A 22,733-nucleotide genomic window follows, 5' to 3' on the forward strand; every position below is an offset into this window, starting at 1 on the left:
CCTCGGGTGGCAGGCTGGTCTTGGAACAAAGTCGCCCCAAACGCAAGCGGCGAGCGGCCGAGCGGCGAGCGGCCGAGCGGCGCCGGCGCCGGCCAGCCGTGCAGGGGGGTCATGGAGGCTGGCGATGGGCTCCTGTGCTCGGCCCTGAGCCCTGTGTTAGCGTCGCGCCGCGGCTCGCTAACCCGCACACCCCTCCGGAGCGCCGACGATGATCACCTGTCCCCGCTGCGGCACCCCGAATCCCGACCAAACCGTCGCTTGCCTAGCGTGTAGTGCCGCGCTCGGAGGTCAGCGCTTTGCCCAAGGCGTGGACGCCGCCAAACCCCCGCCCCTCCCCTCGGCCGCAGAGGCGGGCGCACCTGGGCGGCCAGCCGGCGAGCCGCCGCTGAAGCCCACGGGGACGGCGGCGGGTCAAAGCGAGGTGCAGCAGTTCCTCGAGCAGTCCCAGCGCCGCTCGCGCCGCCGGCGCCGCACGGCGGCAGCGATCAGCGCCGGGCTCCTGGCGGCGCTTACCGTCTATGTCGTCCATAGCGCGGCGACCGAACGCCAACGCCAGGCCGCAGCGCTCTTCCTCCAGGCCTTCGGCGAGGTGGAGAGCGGCCCCTTGGCCGGGTTTTGGCGCTGCACCGTCAGGGCGGGGCAGGCCGACGTTCATCGCGCCAGCGACAACCTCGTCGTGATGGAGGCGCTGACCCGCGCCTTCAACGCCGACCCAGAGCACCAACCGAGAGACCTCGAGCAGAAGTGCCTGCCGCTGCTGGCCACCGCCGAGACGGCGCTCGCCAAGCTGCAGGCGCCGGAGACCTTCGTCCCCGCCGTGGCGACGCTCAGGCAGCAGCTCCTCGCGCTGCGACAGGTGTTCGCGAGCTACATCAAAAGGCTTGCCGCGGTGCGCGAGCAGACGGCGCGCGAGCAGGTCCTCCTCTCGGCGGCGCGGACCTTTCACGGCGCGGGGCGGTCTGCCAACGACCGCGCGATCGCGGCGGGCTATGTCCACGCGCTGCATTGCGCCATCCCGGCGCTGCCGCGCATGGCCCAGCAGGTGCGACAGGCGCCCGATACGCAGGCCCTCGTCGAGCACATCTACAACAGCTGCAAGGAGGATCCGCGCTTCGCCAGCAAGTTGTGCGACGACTGCGCCGCGGCGCTCGCCGACCAGCGACCCGAGCGCCTGACGATCCTGGTGCAGCGGCGGATGAGCGGCGACGACCGTGACGTCTCGGCGCTCGAGGACTGCTTCCGTCGCGCCGGTCGCGACGCCTTCGGCGGTGCGCTCGACGCGATCGGCAAGACCTGGGTCGACTACCGCAACGCGGTCAAGGGCGTGTTCAGTCGCGCCGCCGAGCTGGGCGGTAAGACCAGCGCCAGCCAATGACCAAGGCGAGCAAGATCGAGGCGCTGCGCGCCCGCGGCATCATTATTCCGGTGCCGGAGCAGATCACCATCGGCGATGAGGTGGTGATCGAGCGCCTCCACGGCCCCGACACCACGCTCTTCCCGGGAACACAGCTGCGCGGTGAGGCGCTCTTGATCGGACCGGGCTGCACGCTCGGCGCCGAAGGCCCGGTGATGGTCGACAACTGCGCGCTCGGGCGGAACGTGGCCCTCAACGGCGGCGCGCATACGGGGTCGGTCTACCTCGATGGCGTCAGCTGCGGCCCCGCGGCGCAGGTGCGCGCAGGCTGCCTGCTGGAGGAAGAGGCCAGTACGGCGCATGCGGTCGGCCTGAAGCAGACCTTGCTGCTGCCCTTCGTCACGCTCGGCAGCCTGATCAACTTCTGCGACGTGCTGATGGCCGGCGGCAGCAGCCGCGACGATCATAGCGAGGTCGGCAGCTCGTTCATCCACTTCAACTTCACCCCCTTTGGTCCGCGCGGGGACAAGGCCACGGCCTCGCTGATCGGTGACGTGCCGCGCGGCGTGATGCTGCGCTCAGCGCGCATCTTTCTCGGTGGTCAGGCGGGGCTCGTCGGACCGGTGCAGATCGACTTCGGCACCGTGCTGGCGGCCGGCTTCGTCTATCGCCGCGATTACGGTCCGAATCAGCTCGTCGTCGGCGAGCCGCTGCCGACCGGCGCTCAGCCCTTCCGCCGCGAGCGCTTCCGCGGCATCGGGCCGCGCGTCGCCAAGAACCTGCGCTATATCGGCGAGCTCGTCGCCCTCTGGCATTTCTACGAACAGGCGCGCCTGCCCTGGTCGGGCGACAGGGCGTTGGAGCACGCGCTCTACCGCGCGGCGCAAGGCGTCGTCGGCGCGGCGATCGAGGAACGACTACGTCAGCTCAAGCGCCTGGCCGAGGCCCTGCCGGACTCCATCGCCTCGCTGGCGCAGGAAGGCGGCGCGGCCTTCGCCCAAGAGCTCGCCGTGCAGCGCCGCTTCGCCGCCCAGTGGCCCGAATGGTCGGGCGCGCTCGCGCGCGCTACGCCGACCTCGATGAGCCCGACGACCTGGATCGCCAGCGCCTATGCGCTGGCCTTGGCCTCGGCGGCGCGGCCGCGCCTCAACGGGCGGCGGCGCGCTTCTTGACGGCCATTCAGCAGCTCGACACCGAGAGCGTGGCGGCCGGGACGCGCTGGCTGCAGCGCCTCGTCGATCGCGTCCGCGCAATCGCGACGCCAGCGCCGACCTGATCGCTGGAGGCTCTCGCTGCAGAAAAGAGGAAGCCCCCCGAGGCGGATAACCTCGGGGGGCTTCGTGCGACCGCGCGAGCCGCAGCGCGCCCTTCGACGCGATGGGGCTCCCCAATTAATTAAGCTCGCAGTCGCTAAGCTTGCAGTCGCTAAGCGGTTGGGCTGCTCGCCCCAGTGTCGTGCCCTAAGCCTTGCGCGCGGTTGCCATAGAGGTTGTTATCGAGGTTGCTATCCAAGTGCCGCCGGCGGCGGCCATTAAGCCAAGCGATGCTCGGCCCGTGAATAAGCAAAGGTCCTGCCAGTCCCCGAAGGCTTGGGCGTTCGGCGTAATTTCCGAACAAACTCGCGCCTCCGGGCGCAATCGACCGGCAAGCACGACTCCCCGTCGCCGGACATCTGTGTCATAGTGCTCGCGCATTTCTGAGGCTCGTCGCGCGCGTCGATCATCGTCGCTGCGCCGCTCGTGACGGGCCGGGCGCGGCTGACGCTGCCAGGCGAGGCGAGGATTCCCTTGGGCCACATACTGCTCGTCAACGCCGATGGTCCCGAGACGCGCGTCGCCCTGGTCGAGAATGGCCAGCTGATCGAGCTGCACATCGAACGTCCGGCCGACCGGCGGATCGTCGGGAACATCTATCAGGGAAGGGTCGTGCGGGTCTTGCCTGGCATGCAGGCGGCCTTCGTCGACATCGGGCTCGAGCGTGCGGCCTTCCTCTACGCCGGCGACGTACCGCCGCTGGGCGAAGAGGGCGAGCCCACCCCCGAGGCCGCTGACCCTGGGAATGCGCCGCCCTGCATCCCGATCGAGCAGCGACTGCATGAGGGCGAGCAGCTGCTGGTGCAGGTGGCCAAGGAGCCGATCGGCAGCAAGGGCGCGCGGATCACGAGCTACCTGTCGCTCGCCGGACGCACGCTCGTGCTCGTGCCGACGGTCGACCACGTCGGGATCTCGCGCCGCATCACCGACGAAGGCGAGCGCCTGCGCCTGCGCGAGACGATCGGCCGTCTGCGCCCGCCGGGGGCCGGCTTCATCGTGCGCACGGTGGCCGAGCACCAGAGCGAGGACCACCTGCGCGCGGAGCTCGCCTTCCTGCTCAAGCTCTGGGACGAGGTCAGCGCGCGCGCCAAGCGGGTCGCGGCGCCGGGCCTCGTGCACCAGGATCTCGACCTCGCGCTGCGCGTGGTGCGCGACCTCGTCTCGGCTCAGGTCCAGCGCGTGATCATCGACGACCTCCCGACCTATACGCGCCTGCTCGAGTTCGTCCGCACCTTCATGCCCGAGCATGAGACGCGGCTCGAGCTCTATCAGGATCGCGAGCCCCTCTTCGATGCGCACGGCATCGAGCACGAGATCGACCGGGCCCTCGTGCGCAAGGTCTGGCTGCGATCGGGCGGCTATCTGGTGATCGACGAGGGCGAGGCCCTGACGGCGATCGACGTCAACACCGGACGCTACGTCGGACACCGTAGCCTCGAGGACACGATCACCAAGATCAACCTCGAGGCGGTGAAGGAGGTCGCCGCGCAGCTGCGCCTGCGCAACATCGGCGGCATCATCATCGTCGACTTCATCGACATGGAGCTGGAGAGCAACCGTCATCAGGTCGGGCGCGCGCTGGCCGAGGCGCTGAGCAGCGACCGCGCCAAGACCCATGCGCTCGAGATTTCGCCGCTCGGGCTGGTCGAGATGACGCGCCAGCGCGTGCGCGAGAGCCTGATGCACCAGCTCACCGCCCCCTGCTCCCATTGCGGCGGGCGGGGCGCGATCAAGACGACCCAGACGGTCTGCTATGAGGTCCTGCGCGAGATCTCACGCCACGGCGCGAACCTGCCCGGGCGCTCGCTGACGGTCTCGGTCCACCCGGAGGTCGCCGACCTGCTGGCAGACGCCGAACAGGAGCGGCTCAGTCAGCTCGAGCGCCGCTTCGGCCGCAGCTTGCGGGTCGAGGCGCGAGCGGGCTTCCACCCCGAACAGTTCGAGATCCGCGTCGAGTCCGAGTAGCGGCGCGGGCAGCGACTGAGGCATGCTCCTCAGGACGCGGGGGACCGGGCCCGCAAGAGGCGGTGCAGCGACGATGCGCAGCGAAGTGGCGGCGAACGCGATCCTCGACGAGACCTACCGCGTCCTGCGTTGCATCGGTCGCGGCGGCATGGGCACGGTTTGGCTGGCGGAGCACTTGCGACTGCCCAAGCAGGTGGCGATCAAGGTGCTCGCTGGGGCGATTGCCGGCAACGCCGAGGCGGTGGCGCGCTTTCGCCGCGAGGCGGAGATCGCCTCGCGGCTGGCGCATCCACACATCGTCGACGTGCTGGACTTCAACGCGCTGCCGGACGGCACGCCCTATCTGGTGATGGAGCTGCTGCGCGGCGAGAGCATGCGCGAGCGGCTGCTACGGGGCGCGCTGCCCTTGGGCGAGGTGATCGTCCTCGTGCAGCAGATCGCCTCGGCGCTCGCCGCGGCCCATGACCATGGCGTCGTTCACCGCGACCTCAAGCCCGAGAACATCTTCCTCACGCTCGAACCCAGCGGCGAGGGCCAGCGGACGCGGGCCAAGGTGCTCGACTTCGGCATCTCCAAGATCCGCGACTCGCGCAGCGTCGTCACCGTCGAGGGTGCGATGCTCGGCACGCCGCAGTACATGGCACCCGAGCAGCTCAGCGGCCAATCGGAGCGCATCGGACCGCTGGCCGACCAGTTCGCGCTGGCCGCGATCGTCCTCGAGCTGCTGACCGGCAAGGCAACCTTCAGCGGTGAGACCCTGGCCCAGGTGGTGTACCAGGTCGCCTACGCCTCACCGCATGCGCTGACGGCGACGCTCTCGGGGACCGTGCCGGCGCCGCTCACGAGCGCCCTGCAACGCGCGCTGGCGAAGGATCCCGCGCAGCGCTTCCCCTCGATCGCCGACTTCGCGAGCGCGCTGAGCAGCGCGGCCCTAGCCGCGGCCTCGGCCGCCACCGACGCAAGCGCTGGCTCGACGCCGACGGCCATTGGCCTGCTGGCTGCGCCAAGCCTGCCGGCTCATCCCGTGGAGCTCGCCACCGCACCGACGCTCGCGACCGCGCCGCCCGCGCCCGCAGCCTTCGCCTCCGAGGGCCAGCGCCCCGCGCCTAAGGAAAGCGCGTCACCAGGCGCGCGGCCGCGCTCGCGCCGCGGCCTGCTCCTCGGCGTGCTCGTCGCGGTGGCCGCGGGCGCCGCGCTCGGCCTGCTGCTCTGGCTGCGCCCAGCCGGCCCGCCCGCGCGCACTGCCAAGGGCTCGGCCCCGGCACTCGCGCCGAGCCGCTCACGAACCCCGCCCGGCACGAGGCCGACGCCGACCGCGGCCGCGGCTCGAGCCGATGGCGGCATCGGCTCGAGCCGCGCCGACGGGTCGGCCGAGGCGCCGAGCGACGCCGGCGCCACGCGCCGCGCCACGCCGGCGCCCGCGCTGGCCACGCCGGCGCGCACGCGGACGCGAGCGACTCACCCCGCCGGCGGCGAGGCCACGCTCCCTGGCGACGTCGCCGCCGAGCTCGGCCAGGCCCAGGCGGCGCTCGAGCGCGACGATCCGCAACAGGCGTTGATGCTCGCCCGGCGCTCGCTGCTCACACGCCGGACCGATCAGGCCTTCGTGCTAATGACGCGAGCCTACTGCGTGCAGCGCAACCTCGGCCTGGCCCTGGCGATGCTGCGCAATGTCGCGCCGCGGCGCCGTCCGGCCGTGCGCGCCGCCTGCCGGCACGCGGGCCTGCCACTGCCACCCTAGCGCGAGGACCCGCGCCGCGCGCTTGCCGCACGTCACCCAAGCCATGAGGAGAACCAGCGCATGAGACCCACTCCCGCTCCTTGCAGCCGCGCGAGCTGGCTGCTGATCTTGCTGGCTGGCTGCGCCGCACGGACCCCACGGGCGACCGCGCCCGGGACACCGCCGCCCGTCGCCGCCGTCGTGCCCGACGGCACCAAGGTCTACAGCGGCGCCGAGGGCGTCGAGGTCGCGCTCGTGCGGCTGGCCGACGGCGGCTTTCTCTTGCGGACCAAGGGCACCGGCAGCCCGCTCGATGGCAAGGTTCTGCCCTGCAAGCTCGACAGCAGCTCAGACCGACGCACGGTCTACCAGACGACGATCGATGGTCAGACCTACAGTCCGCTGCAGATCGAGAGCGGTCGCTATAGCTACGGCGCCGGCGTCAAGCTCTACCTCCCTGGCCTGAGCGCGCGTGACGGCCTTGACCTGCGCTACGACGAGGCGCGCTCCCAGGGCTTCGCCGCGGCGGCCGTGCGCAAGCAGCACGAGGCGCAGCTCGCGTCCGGCGAGCTCGCGGCGCTTCAGCGCTTCGACCGCGCCGGCGCCCGTCAACGGGCCGAGGCCGGCCTCGCCGAGCAGAGCGCCGCGACGGCCCGTGCCTGCGGCGCCACGCTCAGCACGCGGATCGACTGGACCACCATCGACGACCCGACGCTGCAGGGCTACGGCATCGACAGCTACTGCGCCGCGCCGCTGGAGGCCCTGGCTCACCTCTGCCGCTCGCCAGCGACGCGGGCGGCCGTCGCTCGCGACCTCACGCAGCTCGACTGCCGCTTTGGCGCCGCCATGGCCCTCGAGCGCGCGGGCAGGGTCCTGCGCTGGACCACGGCGACCAGCGCCGCCAACGCCACCGACTTCGCGCGCGAGCAGCTCGGCCAGCGCCTGTCGTGGAGCGGCGCGGGCAACCTCGCCGAGCGCCGCTTCGCCGAGGCGATCGCCCTTTGCCGCGGCGGCCGCGACGGCGCGCTGGTCGGCTGGCGCCCGGCGCGTGCCGCGGCGAAGGAGGATGCCGACACGCCGCACCAGGTCTTCTTTGGTGATCAAGCAGCCGGCTTCCGGCTGGTCCCGGCCGAGCGCGGGCTGAGTGAGGGCTGGTTCTTCGACCCGCGCTTCTTCGCCCCGACGCGGGCCGAGAGCTTTCGCGGGCTCGACCTGCGCCACTACTCTTGGCTCGAGCTCGATGCCGAAGCGCAGCGCTGCAAGCTAACCTGCGGCACGCGCACGATGGCCCTCGAGCTGCTCGATGCCGCCACCACCGCGCGGCTGACGGCGCGCGCCGGCTTCGCCGCGCCGCTGGCCCGCCGCCAGCCGCATGGGCTCGCCCGCGACCGTCGCGGCATCTACTACTTCGTCGATCGCAGCGCCGACCCGGCCGCGCGGGACTTCCGCCTTTGGGCAGGACCGCTCGGCCGCCTCAAGCGACTGCCGATGACCAACGTGGTCTCCGACAGCCGCGGCGACGTCTTCGCCACCCGCGACGGCAGCCTGCGCCTGGCCCTCGAGCAGGCCAACTCGTTCTGGATCCGTGGCAAGCGCTCGACGGCGCTGCTCAACGTGCCGATCGCCGACAACCTGCAACTCGTCTACAACGAGCTGGGCGTCTACCTCGGGGAGCCCTTCGGCACCCCCTGCGACCGCTTCTGAGGCCCTCCCTCACGGGACGCTCGGCGCGCGCCGCCTTCAAGCGCGCTCGAGCAGGGCGCGGAACTCCTCCTCGCTGACGATCTGCAGCTTGGCGCCCGCGGCGCGCAAGCGCTGAGCCTTGAGCAGCTTGCTGCTCGCTGCTGCGGCTGGATCGCCCGCGCCGACGACCAGGTAGTCCAGCGCCTGGCTGACGCCCGCCGGTGTCGTCGCGCCGCGGGCCCCGAGCTCGCGCTGCGCAGCCTTGCGCTCGAAGGTCTCGAGCTTGCCGGTGAAGACGAAGCTCTTGCCCACCAGCGGCCCAGCAGGCGCCAGCGCTTCGCGCTGCGCGCCGCCGATGCTGGCGCCAGCGGCGCGTGGCGAATCGTCGAGCACCACCTCCGCGAGCAGCGCGTCGATCAGCGCCGCCGCGTCCTGCAGCCCAGCGACGACCTTGCTGGCGATCACCTCACCGACAGAGGGCAGGGCCAGCAGCTCAGCGACCGTGAGCTGCCGCACGCGCGCCAGCGGGGCGAAGTGTTCGGCGAGCAGGCGCGCCACATGCTGCCCCAGCTCCTCGACGCCGAGCGCGCGCAAGAAGATCTCGAGCGAGAGCCGCCGTCGCGCCGCGAGCTGCTGCAGCAGCCGGGTCGCCAGCTTCTCGCCGACGCGATCGAGGCGCAGCAGCTCCGCCCGACCAAGGCGATAGAGATCGGCTGGACTGCGCAGCAGGCCTTGCTCGAAGCCGTCGCGCAGCAGCTTGTCACCGAAGCCCTGGAGGTCGACGACGGCGCAGTAGTGCGCCAGCCCTCCCAGCACGGCCTCGCGGCAATGGCTCGGGGCGGCGCAGTGGAGGAAGTCTCCGCGCTGCAGCACGGGTCCAGCGCAGGAGGGGCAGTGCTGGGGCACCGTCACCCTCTGCGCGCCCGGACGGAGGACGCGCTCGACCTTGGGAATCACGCCGCCGCGGCGCGTCACGAGCACCTCGGCGTCGAGCGAGAGCCCGAGCTTGGCGATGAAGCCAGCGTGATGCAACGAGGCGCGGCTGACCATGGCCCCCGAGAGCTCGACCGGCCGGAGGTGCGCGATCGGCGTGATCACCCCCGAGCGCGCGACGCTCCAGCTCACGGCCTCGAGCACGCTCGTCCGTGAGTCGCCCTGAAACTTGTAGGCGATCGCGAAACGCGGGTGATGCGCGGTCAGCCCCAGCCGCTGCTGCTCGGCGACGCGGTCGGCCTTGAAGACGACGCCGTCGATCTCGTAGTCGAGCCGCTCGCGCAGCGCCGCGAAGTGCGCGTAGGCCTGCTGCAGCCCGTCGCGCGCCACCAGCAGATGATCGACCGGGTGGAAGCCGAGCGCGGCCAGCGCAGCCAGCTTCTCGTGCTCCGTGGGCTGCCCGTCCTCCAGCAGGTCGTAAGGGGCGAAGGACAACCCATAGCTGCGACAGCGCTCCGGGTCCTTGCTCTTGATCGCACCGGCCGCCAGATTGCGCGGATTGGCGAAATGCTCCCCAAAGCCGGCGAAGACGCTCTTGCGCAGATAGAGCTCGCCGCGTACCTCGAGCGCCCGGCCGCGCACGACGCGCGGCGGGACCTCGGCGATCGTCCGCACGTTGGCCGTGATGTCCTCACCGACGGCGCCGCTGCCCCGGGTCGCGGCCAGCACCAGCTCGCCACGGGCATCGTAGCGCAGACTGGCGGCGATCCCGTCCAGCTTGGGCGTGGCCAGGATCTCGCCCTCGAACTTCGCGACCCAAGCCTCGAGCGCTCGGTCGTCGTAGCATTTATCCAACGAGAGCATCGGGCTGCGGTGCTGCACCTCTGCGCCGTGACGCCCCGCTGGGCTGGGGCCGAGCTCGCGCAAGATGGGGGCGTCCGGGGCACGGCGCGCCAGCTCCTGCACCAGCCGATCGAAGTCGTAGTCGCTGATGGTCGGCGCGGCGAGATCCCAGTAGCGGTGGTTATGCTGGCGCACGGCGGCCTCGAGCTCGGCGAGGCTGCGGGCGCGCAGCTCGAGCTCGCTCGGCGCCGTGGCGGGGAGGCTGCGATCCGGCATGCTTGCGTCTCCGCCGCGACTCTGCCACGGGCTCAGGTGAGCGCAAGAGGGTCAGCCTCGGGACTCCCGAGCTGCTGGCAGAGCTCGCGCCGCGCGGTCGCCTCCCAGTCGCGGTTCGCCGCGGGGTTGGCCGGGCTCGGATGGGTGATCCGACCGACCTGCAGCTGGGCCGAGGCCAGGGCGGAGCGCGCCCGTCCCGCGGCGAAGGCGCCGACGCCGATCACGTGGGTCGGCCGCAGCGCCTCGACCAGCGCCCGCAGATGCTCGTCGCAAGCGGCGAAGAGCGCTTCGCGCTCGGCCAGCGGTAGCTTCTCCGGCGTGCGATTTCGACCCGAGTCCTCGAGGAAGGCCAGCGGACAGTAGTTGGCGACGAAGGCCTGGGCGAAGAAGCCCTCGGGCGTCCTCGCCCAGCGTCTGATCGCCCCCCAAAGCCGCGCGCCGCTGACCTCGACGCGCCGGCAGGCGAGTCCCTCGACCGGGCGCCTGGGATGAGCCTCGCCCGGACGACTCACGGGCTCGCAGAGGCCCAGCCAGTCACGGACCGTCGGCACGTCGCCGAAGGGGATGCCCGTCTGCACCATGCCGAAGGGGCCCGGATTCATCCCCAGCAACACCACGCGCTTGGGCCCAGCGCCCCAGCGCCGAAGGTAGGCCGCGTGGTTGTCCCAGGCATAGGCCAGCGGGTTGTAGACGTAGGCCACGGGCGCGCCGAAGTGCAGCGCGCCCACAGCATCGCGCAGGATCGCGGCAGCCTCGAGCAGGGTTACTGGCATCTGCCGCTCCTCTCTCGCCCGGGCACGCGGCGCCCAGCGAGGCGCAGACCTCAGGGGCGCGCGGTGGTCGCTGCCGCTCCTCAGGCAGCGGGGGCGCCGCGCTGCGGCTGCGGGCCAGGCACGCTCAGCGCGCGCTTGCCCTCCTCACCAACGTGCCGGTGGAGGACAGCCGGCGGGAGGATTTCGTTGGCGCGGAAGGCGTCCAACACCCGGAAGTGCACATCGGTCTCAAAGGGCTTCTCGTACTTGCAGTCGAAGACGTAGGGCCGCGCCTTCAGATGCACGGCGACGTAGTCCTCGAGGATCGTCTGCTTGGCGAGCACCGGCACCTCTTGATCGAGGAAGATGTAAGGGCTCGTCAGGCAGGCCTCGCGTACGAGCTCGGCAGCGAGCTTGGCGTCCTGATCGGCGCCGATGTAGAAGTCCATCGCCACCTGCATCTCGAGGGCGCCATAGTTGCCGCTCGAGGTCACGTCGGTGAGGACTTTGTTGTTCGGGATGGTGATGATGTTGTGGTCGAGCGTGTTCATCCGCACGCTGCGCAGACCGATCTTGATGATGTCGCCGTACTGCCCGGCGTAGGTCACGCGGTCGCCGACCTGGAAGGGGCGATCGAACATGATCGTGATGCCGGCGATGAAGGCGGCCACGAGGTCGCGCATGGCGAAGCCGACCGCGAAGGCGAGCGCGCCGCCGATCACCGTCATCGCCGTCTTGTCGAGCCGGACGCTCAGCCCGAGGCAGATGCCGGCCGCGACGAGGTAGACCACGAAGCGCGTGGTGGACTCGACCTTTTGGATTAGCGGACGGCGGTTGGCGAAGCGCTTGCTGAGCCGCGCGGCCAGGTCCCCGACGATGCGCAGCGCGATCATCGACGCTGCGATCACGAGCACCGAGAGCGCGACCCCGCCCCAGCGCACGATGTTCGCGAGCGTGCCGAGGTCTGGCGCGTCTTGGGCGCGGGCGACGGCCGGCGCGAGCAGGGCGCCAGCGAAGACGACAAGCGCGGCGCGGGCGGCTGGCGGACGTTGCGACATGCTGGCCTCCACTAGCGCGCCACGGGCAGCAGGTGCCGGCGCTGAAGGACGCGGGTGGCGGCGCGGAACCAGCCCCAGGTGACCCGATACCGCCCCTCGACCTCCTCGAAGTAGCCACGGGCGAGGCCATAGCGGATGGCGTTCTCCACCTGCGCCTCGGGCAGCATCGTCGCCTGACGGATGTCAGCGGTGGTGGCGAGCTCGAGCTGAACCACGGCACGGAGGACGAAAACCGCGCGGTCGGGCAGCGCCTCGAGATCCGTGGGGTCCGGCGCCCTGAAGAGCTTGACGAAGACCCGTCCCTGCGGGTCGAGACCGAGCGAACGCCGCCACATATGGAGCGCGACGCCGGGGTTTCCAGCGGCGTAGTCCCAGATCAGGCGATGGTAGCGCGCCTCCGTGCGAGCATGCGCCTCCTCGAGCTCGAGCTCGTCGGCATCGGTGGGCAGGCGCTCGACCAGGTGGTCGAAGCGCGGCTCGATGCCGGCCTCGTGCGAGCGGGTCCTCAGCAGCGCGACGACCCTGGACTCGGACCAGGGCGCGAGCGTGATCACCTCGTCGAAGGCGGGTCGGGCGCCCCGCGCGCGCTCGAAGAAGCGCCAGAGCGTATGGTCGATCGCGAAGACCCAGCTGCAGGAGCTGCTGTGGTGCCGCGCCGCGTCGAGGAGCTGGTCGAAGGCGGCGAGCCCCCCCATCCGCGGCTGAATCAGGCGGTGGGCGTTATCGATCAGCAGGGCTGGATCGCCCCCCGGCGCGCTCGACGCGTTGGCGGCCCGGCCGGCCTCCTCGAGGCTGGCGCGCTCGTCGAGGCCCAGCGTGCGCGCCAGCTGCAGGCGCAGCGCGTCGAGCCCGGCAATCGGGCAATCGACGAGGGACACCGCGGCGAGGGAATCGCGCACGCGGCGGAGCACCGTGCTCTTGCCACCACCGCGCTCGCCCACCACGACGTAGACGCCGCCGCCTTCCGCGCAGATGCGCTTGATTACCGGCGCGACGCCATCCTCCTCGTCGCTCAGGATCTCCGCTGGCGGCGCCGTCGGCGAGAACTTGGCGAAGAGCGCCTCGGGCACCGGCAAGAGACTGAACCGCGCGCCGTCGGCCAGCTTGTCGAGCCCGCGACGAAAGAGGTAGGCGAGCAGCCGTCGGGTGACATCGAAGCTGCTGAGCCAGGTGCGACTCGCGTGAGCGGCGCCGTGGAAGAAGAGGTAGACGCCGCCCGAGGTCGCGGCGGGGAAGCTTCGCCACCCAGTCTGGTGATCGACGACCCAGCGGAAGTACGCCCGCCTGCGACGGAAGCGCGCCATCCGCCGAAAGATCTCGTGACGCCACCAGCGGATCAGCACGAGAAAGACCGGAAGCGCGATGAACCAGAGGGTGGAGAGCACCCAGCTGTAGATCGTCCCCTTGCCCACGATTCTGGCGCTGATCGCCAGAATGAGCCCGACCACGACGACGGTGCGGCCCGTCAGTCGCAGGGATCGGAGGCGCAACTGCGCGCTGGCGGAGCCTCGCCCGCCCACGACCTCCTCCACGCCTGAGGCCGCGGCATCGATGCTCATGACCGCGAGCGCACCGCCGAGCGTCCAGGCGACGACCACGAAGAGGATCTCGACCTCGAAGAGCCCCTTGGCCTGCGCGGGAAGCAGCCAGAGCAGGGCGAGGCCGAGGAGCAGCAACTCGAGCGGCCCCCGCACATGCAGCAGGTGGCCGATGGCACGCTGCCGCAGACCGGGGGAGGTCCGGCGCGCGCGGCGGTCCTCCTCGCGGGCGCGGTCGCGCCACTGCTCGAGCACCGCCTGCGCGCGCGGGCGCCACCAAAGGAACGCGACGAGCACGAGGAGCCACTTCAACGCGACGAAGGTCGCGACCATCGCGGACTTGCCACGCGCCCCACCAGCGCCACCTCTGAGCGCGGAGAGCCAGCGCGTGAAAACCTTCAGGTGGTAGCCGATGACGAGCACGACCTGGCGCACCTCCGCGACCGCCTGATCCCAGCCGGCCTCGCCGAAGCCGACGATCGCCGTGCGGCGGGCCCGCGAGAGCTTGGCGAGGAGCTGCAGCCTCGCCGTGTTGAGGGCGAGCGTCTCGGCCTCAAGCTGAGTCATGCGATCCCAGCGCAGCGCCTCCTCGGTGGCACGCAGCGCGGCTGCAGCCTTGACCAGCTCGGCGCGCGCACGATCGTTGTCGCGGCGGTCGACATCGACGGAGAGCCCCGCCAGGCGATCCTCGCCAGGCGCAGGGATCTCCCGAGCGGAGGCGGAGAGGGCCTCGGCGAGCGCATCGCGCGTCGCCCGCAGCCAGGTCCGCAGCCCGAGGTAGAGCGCGTCGGCCGCGGCGGCGGTGTCGCCCGGGTCAGCGGCGATCGCGTCGCGCACGCGCCGCACGAAGCCGAGCGTCTGCTCCGCGCGGGCCTTCAGGGCCTGGCGCTCGCCGACCTGCTTGCCCTCGAGCTGCGCCTGCGCCCCTGCCACACCGAGGAGACGCGCCCGCTCCTCGGCGACCATCCGTTCGGCCTCGCTGCGGGCCCGCCTCGCGGCGTCGAGCGCGCGCTGGCGCTCGGTCTCTGCGGACTGCGCCCGCCGGTTGGCCTCGTTGACCTCGACCGCCGCCTGGGAGGAGGTATCGGCCCCTTGGCGTTGAGCGTGGCGGGCGAGGAGCGCTTCCCCCTGCTCCCTGCCGAGCGAGTAGAACCCGAGCCGGGCGCGATCGAGCTCGATCCGCGCCGCATAGAGCATGGGGTCGAGGGGGCGCAACGCCTGGCCGACGCTGGCGTCGCTGGGCGCGGCGGCGGCCTCGACGATCGCGCGCAGGCGCTCGGTCTCGACCCGAATCGCCGCCTCGTCCTCAAAGGGAACCTCGAAGAGGGTCGCCGGATCGATCGCGACCGCGAGGCGCTCGTCGACGAGCGCCTGGAGCTGGCGCGTGGTCCAGCGCAGGGCGGCGACCGCGGCTGGAAGCTGCGGCGGCGCGGCGTCTGCGGCTGCATCGCGCGGCGCTGGCCCCGCGTCGCGCGCGTCGGTGCTCGTCGCGGTGGCGGTGACGCCCGCGTCGGGTCGAGCCGCGCGCGCCGCCAGGGCGGACGAGACCAGCGCAGCCATCGCTGCCACGACGAACCATCGGGGTGGTCGGCACCAGCACATAGATCCCTCGCGGCACGAATCGACCGGCATGCGAACGCCCGCGGAAACTAGCAGGAAGGGCGCCCATTGTCCCCAAGGCAAAGCCAGACCCTAGCGCCAGACCCTGGCCGCTACCCAGACCCTGGCGGCGGGTTGCCCGGGCGGGAGAGGGTCGGCATACTGCCGGGGCGCGCGCGTTAGCGCCGCGAGATGATCCATGCTCCCCGAGCCAGCCGACACGCCGAAGCACGCGCCACCAGCGACCCCGCCCTCGCGCTGCGGGGCGCAGGGCGGCTCGACCGCGGTCGGCGGCGCGGCTCCCGCAGCCGCGGAGAGCCTGCGCCTGGTCTTGGGGCTGGTGCTCGACCGGCTGGGGCTGGCCTCGGCAGGGACGCGCCGGATCCCGGCGCCGCAAGCGCCGCACGAGGGCGAAGCCTGCGTTCCCTGGGCGCGCCGGGCGCTGATCGCGCTCGCCTCACCCTTCGGCCTCAAAGCGGGCCAGAGCCAGCTCTCCGTCAGGGACGCGCTCCAGCTCGTCGACCCTCAGGCGCCGCTGCTGGCCTGCGGCCCGACCGACAACGGTAGCCTGCGCTGGGTGCTGATTACCGAGCGGCGCGGTCGACGCCTGCGCGCGACCGTGCTGCAAGAGGGGCAGGCACGCAGCCGCACGCTGAGCACGGTCGAGCTGGCCTCGCTGCTGGACCTCGCGAGCGCGCGCCAAGCGACGAGCTGGCTCACCCTCGAGAGCGCGTTGCCGCTCGAGGCGCTGGGCGCGGGTCAGGAGCGCAGCAGCAGCACGCCCTCGCCCCTGCGGCGCCTGCGCGCCGCCCTTGGACTGGAGCGAGAGACGCTCTGGGCCCTCGGCGTCTACGCCGCCTTCGCCGGGGTTCTGGCGCTCGCCACACCGCTCACCGTGCAGGCGCTCGTCAACACGATCGCCTTCGGCGGCCTGCTGCAGCCCCTCTTCGTCCTCACGCTCTTGCTCCTCTCGGGCCTGGTCCTGGCGGGCGGATTGCGCGTGCTCCAGAGCATCGTCGTCGAACAGCTCCAGCGGCGCGTGTTGGTGCGAACGGTCGTCGATCTCGCGACGCGCCTCCCTCGTGTGCGCCTCGGCGCCTTCGAGCGCGCCTACGCACCCGAGCTGGTCAACCGTTTCTTCGAGGTCGTGACCCTGCAAAAGGCCACGGCGACCTTGCTCCTCGACGGGCTCGATCTCTCCCTCGCCGTCGTCATCGGCATCACCATCCTCAGCTTCTACCATCCGCTGCTGGTCGCCTTCAGCGTGCTCTTGGTGGCGGCCCTCGCCGCGGTGCTGCTGCTTGGTGGTCGCGGCACGATCGAGAGCAGCATCGAGGAGTCGTATGCCAAGTACGCGATCGCCGCGTGGCTCGAGGAGCTGGCGCGCCTTCCCCTGATCTTCAGGTCACGGCGCGATGCCGGGGCGGCTGCGGCCCGCGCCGACGAGCTCGCCCGCAGTTATTTGCGCGCGCGCGGCGGGCACTTCCGCCGGGTGCTGCGCCAGATCGTCGGCCTGATCGGGCTGCAGGTGCTCTTCAGCAGCGCGTTGCTGGCCATCGGCGGCTGGCTGGTGCTCAAGGGACAGCTGACCTTGGGCCAGCTCGTCGCCGCCGAGCTGATTGTGACGGTCGTGGTCGCCAGCCTGGCCAAGTTCGGCAAGCAGCTCGAGACCTTCTACGACCTCGCGGCGGCGATCGACAAACTGGGTAAGCTGATCGACCTGCCGCTCGAGCCCGCCTTCGGCGTGCCGGCTGGCGGCGGCAGCGGGGCCGCCAGCGCCGCGCTGGAGGGGGTTCGTCTGGGCGGCCTCGGCTCGACCGCCCAGACGCTCGACCTGCGCATCGGCGCGGGCGAGCGGATCGGCATCACCGGCGCCAGCGGCAGCGGCAAGAGTCAGCTCCTCGACACGCTCTACGGGCTCCGCGCGCCCGAGGAGGGGCGCGTGATCATCGACGGCGTCGAGCTGCGCCTGGTCGACCTGCCGGAGCTGCGCCAAGGCCTACTGCTGCTGCGCGACGCGCCAGTGCTCGTGGCCACGCTCCGCGAGAACCTGCAGCTGCGTGGTGGCGGAGCGGGCGACGAGGCGCTCCAGGGGGTGCTCGACCGCGTTGGCCTCGGCACCGTGGTGCGGCACCTGCCCGAGGGCCTGGACACGCCGCTGGGCGCCGAGGGGGCCCCGCTTTGCGCCGGAGAGCGGGTGCGGCTCGCGGTGGCCTGCGCGCTGCTGCGCGCGCCGCGGCTGCTGCTGGTCGACGCGGTGCTCGACGCACTCGACCCGCAGGCGCGCGCCTCGCTGCTCGAGCTGCTCTACGCCGACGACGCGCCCTGGACCCTGCTGATCGCGAGCCAGCACGACGACGTGCTCCGCCGCTGCGACCGGGTGCTGGCGCTCACTGCGAACGTTCAGCCCGCGGCGGAGGAAGCGACGTGAGCGCCAGCAAGAACTCCGGGGCAAGCGCCCGCGTTTCCGCCAGCGCCGGGTTGACGGCGATGCAGCTCGTGAGGGCGTCGCGAGGCGTGGCGCTCTCCGCTCGACTGATCGTAGCGCTCTTGCTGCTGATCGGCGTGGCGCTGCTGCTGCTGCCCTGGCAGCAGACCTCGCCCGGCGACGGACGCATCGCGGCCTTCACGCCCTCGGAACGCGCCCAGGTGGTTGGCGCGCCGATCGGCGGCCGCATCCTCAACTGGTGGGTCCATGAGGGCAGCCACGTTCGCAAGGGCGATCGCCTGCTCGAGCTGGCCGACAACGACCCGCTGATTCTGCTGCGCCTGCAGCAGGAACGCGACGCCACCGCCGCGCGCCTGGCGGCGCGCGAGCTCGCGATCGGCGCCTACGAGCGGCAGCGCGTCGCACTACGCTCGGCCCGCACGCTTGAGCTCGCCGCGGCCGAGGCGCGCGTGCGCGTCGCACAGAACCGGGTCAAAGCGAGCGAGCAGGAGCTCGTGGCGGCCAAGGCGACCGCGACCACGGCGCAGCTCAATGTCCAGCGCGTCGAGGCCCTCGCCAACCGTGGCCTGGCCTCGGAGCGCGACCGCGAGCTCGGCGTGCTGGCAGCGGCCAAGGCCCAATCGGAGGTCTTCGCCGCTCAGGCGGCGCTCGAGGGCGCAGGCGGAGAGGTCCTGGCCAAGCGCGCCGAGGTCTCGGCCAAGGGCGCCGAGCTCGACGGCAAGCTCGCCAAGCTCGGCGCCGAGCTCAACTCCGCCGAGGCCGAGGTGCAGAAGGCCCGTGCCGAGCTCTCCCAGGTCGAGGTTCGACGCGCCCGGCAGGCGCAAATGGTGGTCCGCGCGCCGCGGGAGGGATCGATCCTCCGCGTGGTCGCCCGCGAGGGCGCCGACTTCGTCAAGGCCGGCGATCCCCTCTTCGTCTTCGTGCCGACGAGCGAGCAGCGTGCCGTCGAGCTGTGGATCGACGGCAATGACGTGCCGTTGGTCGATCCCGGCCGCATCGTGCGGCTGCAGTTCGAGGGCTGGCCCGCGGTGCAGTTCAGCGGTTGGCCGGCAGTGGCGGTGGGCACCTTCGGCGGCGCGGTCGCCTTCGTCGACGCGGCGGCGGACGGCAGCGGCCGCTTCCGCGTGCTCGTGGTGCCGGGAGCCGCGCGCTGGCCCGACGGGCGCTACCTGCGCCAGGGGGCGCGCACGAAGGGCTGGGTGCTGCTCGATCGGGTCAGCCTCGGCTACGAGCTCTGGCGCCAGCTCAACGGCTTCCCCAAGCGGCTCACCCCACCGAAGGTGGAGGCCAAGCCGGGGGCCAAGAGCGGCTGATGCCCCCGTCTCGCCCCCACACGCGCGCGGCGCGCTGCGTCGCTGCCTTCACGCTGACCCTCGGTGCGCTGCTGCCGCTGGGCTCCGGGGCGGCGCCGGTCCTCAGCCTGGCTGAGGTCCTGGCGAGCGTCGAGCGCCACCACCCGCTGCTCGAGGCCGCAGCGCAGCAGCTGCGCCAGGCGGAGGGAAAGCAGCTACAGGCGGAGGGGGGCTTCGACACCGAGCTGCGCGCCGAGAGCAGCTGGCTGCCCCACGCCGATTACGAGTACGGCGTGGCGAGCGTGACGCTGAGCCAGCCGACGCCCTTCTGGGGCGCGCGCTTCTTCGGCCGCTGGCGCCTCGGGCACGGCGACCTCCCGATCTACAAGGAGGGCGACGGCACCGCGGGGGCAGGCGAGCTTCGCGCCGGCGTCGAGCTACCGCTGCTTCGCGACGGGCCGATCGACGCGCGCCGGGCGCAGCTCCAGCGCAGCAGGCTCGGTCGCGAGGCCGCTCGGCTGGGTGTCGGCGCCCTCCGCATCGAGCTGCGTCGCCAGGCGGCCTATCACTTCTGGGCCTGGGTCGCCGCCGGGCTGAAGCTCGAGGTCGATCGCAAGCTGCTGGCGATCGCCCGCGAGCGCGACGACGCGCTGCGCTCGCGCGTGGCGCGCGGCGACCTGCCGCGCATCGAGGTCCTGGACAACCGGCGCACGATCTTGATGCGCGAGGGCGGCGTCGTCAGCGCTCAGCGGAAGTTCGAGCAGAGCGCGATCAAGCTCTCGCTCTTCCTGCGCGACGCCAGCGGCAACCCGCTCCGCGCCGGACGCGAGCGCCTGCCGGCGTCCGCACCGCTGCTGCCCGAGGCGCGCGAGCCACGACCGGTCACCAGCGATCTTCGCTCGGCGCTGCGGCGCCGCCCCGAGCTGCTGCAGCTCGAGCTGGCGCAGGCCGACAATGAGGTGGAGGCGCGCCTCTTCGCCAACCAACGGCTGCCGCGGCTGGCCGCCATCGTCGACCTCGGTCTCGACCTCGGCGACGAGGCCTATCGCGACCGGCGCGGCGAGGTGGGCGTGGGCCTCAAGCTCGAATGGCCCCTGCCGCTACGCAAGGCCCGCGGCGGCCTGCTGCGCGCCGCGGCGCGGCAGCGCGAGCTCGCGGCGAAGCAGCGCTTCCAACGCGAGCAGGTCGAGGCGCAGCTCCGCGACGCGCGCTCCGCGATCTTGGCGGCGCGCCAGCGCGCCGAGGTGGCGCGCGAGGAGCGCGAGGCGGCCCATCAGGTCGAGGCGGCCGAGCGTGAGCGGCTGGAGTTCGGCGCCGGTACCTTGCTCACCGTCAATCTCCGCGAGCTGGCCGCCGCCGAGGCCGACAAGCGCACGATCGACGCCGCGGCAGGCTTTCGTCGGGCCCTCGCCGACTACGAGGCCCTGCTCGCCACGGTCGACGATCCCGCGGGCCGCCCGGGTCGCTAGCCCGCCGCGGTGGCGCCCTGTCGCGCCTGACGCAGCTCGTAGAGACGCTCGGCGTAGGCGGCGTCCTCGATCCAGAGCCGAGCTGCCGCGCGCCGAATCCAAGGTCGCAAGAGGCCTGCCGCGCGACGCGCGAGGGCGAAACCGGCGCGATCCGAGGTCGCCAGCGTAGCTTCGATGATCGCGGTGCGGCCCGGATCGATCGGCGTGGCGTGCGTCTCCACCACCGAGCCGAGCCCCTCACCCGCAACGATCGTCATCACGATGCTGCGGGCATCGGGGCAGTGAAAGCGCGCGTCCACCTCGACCGCGATCGCCCCCACGAGGCGATAGACCACGCGCACAGTGATCGCGTCCCCGGCCTGCTCCAGCACCCGCAGCGTCGCGAAGCTATGCGGGTGATAGTGGGCGCCATGCCACGGGTCGAGGCGGTTGGCGAGCACGTCGCGGGCGTCGCAAGCGGCCTCGCGGCGCACGACGGCGTCGATGAAGCGCTGGGGGCGCGGCGCGAGGCGCGGCCGCTCGGCGGGCGGGTCCCGATCGGGCAACTGAACCCAAAGGAGCACGCCATCATCGAAGACCGGCAGCGGCTTCCAGCCGCCATGCCCCTCCGGGCCGAGCGTCAGGTCGTGCCACGGGCAGGCCAACCTCCCGCCGCAAACGCGGCCTTCGGAGAGGCGCGCCCCCAGATGGGGACAGGCCTCCGGCGCCACCCGCGGCTGCCCGTCGGCACGCCAGGCGACCAGCTCGCGCCCCGCGACGCGGTAGGGCCTCGGCCCCTCGATCGCGCGCGCGGCATCGAGGACATACCAACCACCGGGCGACCGCTCCGCCGCGTGCCTCAAGGCCCCAGCGATCCACGCCGGGCTGGCCTGCTGCCAGTCGGGACGCGAGGGTTCCGCGTTCGCTGCGGCCGGCAACCGACTACCGACGAGGATTTGCCTTCGTTTGGTCACGCTCACTTGCATCTCTCCTCCTAGCTCAGCAGCGGGGCGAGCAGGCCGCGCGTGGGCACCACCAGCAGCGGCTCCGAGCGTAGGCCATGCGGGGCCAGCAGATTGTTGGCGGCGAGGAAGCCCGACGACACGGCCTTCTCCATCAAGGCGCTGGGGAAGGGCAGCCGCAGCGCGTCGCCGGCGAGGGCGATCCCCGCGAAGGGCGTCGCCACCGTCGGCCGGTCGGCATGAGCGTGGGGCGCGAAGGCTGGGCAGTCGTCGCGCCAGAGGTAGCGCTCGTGGATCACAGCGGCCGCTCGCGTCTCCGGGTAGAGCGCGTGCAATCCAGCGAGCAGCTCGGCCCGCACCGCCTGCTCAGCGAGCGAGGGGGGCAGCGCGTAGGCGTGCAGCTCGACCACCGCACCACCGCTGCGCGCGGACCACGCCGCGCTCTCGTCCTCGAAGCGATCGTAGAGCGAAATATTATCGAGCAGGCCGACGCCGGCCGTGCCGGCGAAGGGGGCACGCTCCGCCGCGAGCGGGCGGTCGAGCCACAGCCGTAGCACCGCGAAGGGTCGCGTCAGGGCCAGCCCTGCTACCTGGCGTCGGAAGGTCGGGTCCTTCAGCTCGGGCGAGTCGGCGACCAAGCGCTGCAGGGCCGCCACCGGAAGCGCCAGCACCACGAGGTCGGAGTCGATCGCGCCCGTGTCCGTGACGACCCGCCAGCCCGTCGCGCGGCGCTCGATCTTGCGCGCGCTCTCGCCGCGCTGCACGGTCGCCGCTCTTGCCAGCAGGTAGCGCTCCAGCGGCGCCCAGAGCGCCTGTGAGAAGGGCTTACGCAGCACGTCGAAGAGCAGCCCCTCGGGATTCCCGGTGAAGTAGAAATGAAACATCATCAGCAGCTCGGCCGCGCTCATCTCCTCCTCGGGATTGAAGAACGAGTGAGCAAAGACCTCGAAGAGCAGCTGCCGGGCGGCGGGCGGAAAGCGCAGGGAGTCGAGGTAGGCCCGCGCGGTCTCCCCGTCGAAGCGCCGGTAGGTCTGCTCCTGGTCGAAGGCCAGCATGCGCAAGGCTGCCCGCAGATCGACGCGCCGCAGCGCCCTCAGGCCGAGCGAGGGCGTGCGCCGCGTCAAGGCAACGAGGTTGAAGGGCGTTCGTCGCGGCAGCGCGCGAAAAGACTGCCGCGCGCCCCCGGGGCCGAGGATCGGGTAGTCCTCGAGGGCTTGCAGCATCGACAGGTCGGGGTCGAAGCGGCGAAGGAGCGCGCGCAGGTTGTAGTACTGGCGGAAGAAGGCGTGGAAGCCACGCTCCATCTCGAAGGGCTCGCCGTCGGGGAGCTGCTCGGTCCAGGCCCCTACCCTTCCACCGAGATACGCCTCACGCTCGATCCACGTCACGCTGACGCCGCGTTCGGCGAGCACCGTGGCCGCCGCCGCACCCGCGAGCCCGCCGCCCACGACGGTGCAGGTAAGGGGCACCGTCGGCTGCTCTTGGCCCGCGGGATGGGCGCCCTCGAGGCGCTCGGGACGTAGTCGGTGCTTCATCGCTGCCTCCACC

General features: G+C 72.0%; 14 protein-coding genes. 8 read left to right on the forward strand and 6 right to left on the reverse strand.

The genetic code is table 11. The annotated features are described in order from the left end of the window. Positions 1–208: 208 nt before the first annotated feature. The 5 genes from IPL40_11105 to IPL40_11125 all read left to right on the forward strand — a co-directional run bounded on the left by IPL40_11105 (position 209) and on the right by IPL40_11125 (position 8,056). Positions 209–1,375 carry a hypothetical protein gene (locus tag IPL40_11105; protein ID MBK8481710.1) on the forward strand — a complete coding sequence of 389 codons (1,167 nt, stop codon included), beginning with the start codon at positions 209–211 and terminating at the stop codon, positions 1,373–1,375. After that, on the forward strand, positions 1,372–2,526 hold the full coding sequence (locus IPL40_11110; protein ID MBK8481711.1) for a UDP-N-acetylglucosamine pyrophosphorylase: 1,155 nt from the start codon (positions 1,372–1,374) through the stop codon (positions 2,524–2,526). The genes IPL40_11105 and IPL40_11110 overlap by 4 nt, the downstream gene beginning before the upstream one ends. 615 nt (positions 2,527–3,141) lie before the next feature. Beyond that, positions 3,142–4,632: an Rne/Rng family ribonuclease gene (locus IPL40_11115; protein ID MBK8481712.1), complete on the forward strand. Its 1,491-nt coding sequence runs from the start codon at positions 3,142–3,144 to the stop codon at positions 4,630–4,632. A 73-nt stretch (positions 4,633–4,705) separates the two neighbouring features. Continuing rightward, a complete protein-coding gene (locus IPL40_11120; protein ID MBK8481713.1) occupies positions 4,706–6,373 on the forward strand; it encodes a serine/threonine protein kinase in 1,668 nt (555 codons plus the stop codon). 60 nt (positions 6,374–6,433) lie between these two features. Further along, positions 6,434–8,056, forward strand: coding sequence for a hypothetical protein (locus IPL40_11125; protein MBK8481714.1), 1,623 nt, complete (start codon positions 6,434–6,436; stop codon positions 8,054–8,056). A 36-nt stretch (positions 8,057–8,092) separates the two neighbouring features. On the opposite strand, the gene ligA is transcribed toward IPL40_11125, so the two are convergent. From ligA to IPL40_11145, 4 genes are all read right to left on the reverse strand, one after another. Then, positions 8,093–10,087, reverse strand: coding sequence for an NAD-dependent DNA ligase LigA (gene ligA, locus IPL40_11130; protein MBK8481715.1), 1,995 nt, complete (start codon positions 10,085–10,087; stop codon positions 8,093–8,095). 32 nt (positions 10,088–10,119) lie between these two features. Next, complete coding sequence (locus tag IPL40_11135) at positions 10,120–10,860, reverse strand: single-stranded DNA-binding protein (protein ID MBK8481716.1); 741 nt, start codon at positions 10,858–10,860, stop codon at positions 10,120–10,122. A gap of 80 nt (positions 10,861–10,940) precedes the next feature. Further along, positions 10,941–11,897 carry a mechanosensitive ion channel gene (locus IPL40_11140; protein MBK8481717.1) on the reverse strand — a complete coding sequence of 319 codons (957 nt, stop codon included), beginning with the start codon at positions 11,895–11,897 and terminating at the stop codon, positions 10,941–10,943. A gap of 11 nt (positions 11,898–11,908) precedes the next feature. Beyond that, a complete protein-coding gene (locus IPL40_11145) occupies positions 11,909–14,995 on the reverse strand; it encodes an AAA family ATPase (protein MBK8481718.1) in 3,087 nt (1,028 codons plus the stop codon). Between the two features lie 238 nt (positions 14,996–15,233). Here IPL40_11145 and IPL40_11150 point away from each other — a divergent pair, with 238 nt between their 5' ends. The 3 genes from IPL40_11150 to IPL40_11160 are packed head-to-tail and all read left to right on the forward strand — an operon-like array spanning position 15,234 to position 20,244. Beyond that, positions 15,234–17,465, forward strand: a complete 2,232-nt coding sequence (locus tag IPL40_11150; protein ID MBK8481719.1) for an ATP-binding cassette domain-containing protein — start codon at positions 15,234–15,236, stop codon at positions 17,463–17,465. Positions 17,466–17,524: 59 nt separating this feature from the next. Continuing rightward, positions 17,525–18,796, forward strand: a complete 1,272-nt coding sequence (locus IPL40_11155; protein ID MBK8481720.1) for an HlyD family efflux transporter periplasmic adaptor subunit — start codon at positions 17,525–17,527, stop codon at positions 18,794–18,796. Beyond that, a complete protein-coding gene (locus IPL40_11160; protein ID MBK8481721.1) occupies positions 18,796–20,244 on the forward strand; it encodes a TolC family protein in 1,449 nt (482 codons plus the stop codon). The genes IPL40_11155 and IPL40_11160 overlap by 1 nt, the downstream gene beginning before the upstream one ends. Here IPL40_11160 and IPL40_11165 read toward each other — a convergent pair. Both IPL40_11165 and IPL40_11170 read right to left on the reverse strand, forming a co-directional pair. Further along, positions 20,241–21,209: a Rieske 2Fe-2S domain-containing protein gene (locus IPL40_11165; protein ID MBK8481722.1), complete on the reverse strand. Its 969-nt coding sequence runs from the start codon at positions 21,207–21,209 to the stop codon at positions 20,241–20,243. The genes IPL40_11160 and IPL40_11165 overlap by 4 nt on opposite strands. Before the next feature lie 8 nt (positions 21,210–21,217). After that, positions 21,218–22,720 (reverse strand): FAD-dependent oxidoreductase, encoded by a 1,503-nt coding sequence (locus IPL40_11170; protein MBK8481723.1) that lies wholly within the window; start codon positions 22,718–22,720, stop codon positions 21,218–21,220. Positions 22,721–22,733: the final 13 nt, after the last annotated feature.

The sequence above is a fragment of the Pseudomonadota bacterium genome, assembly GCA_016711215.1.
Lineage (GTDB): Bacteria > Myxococcota_A > Polyangia.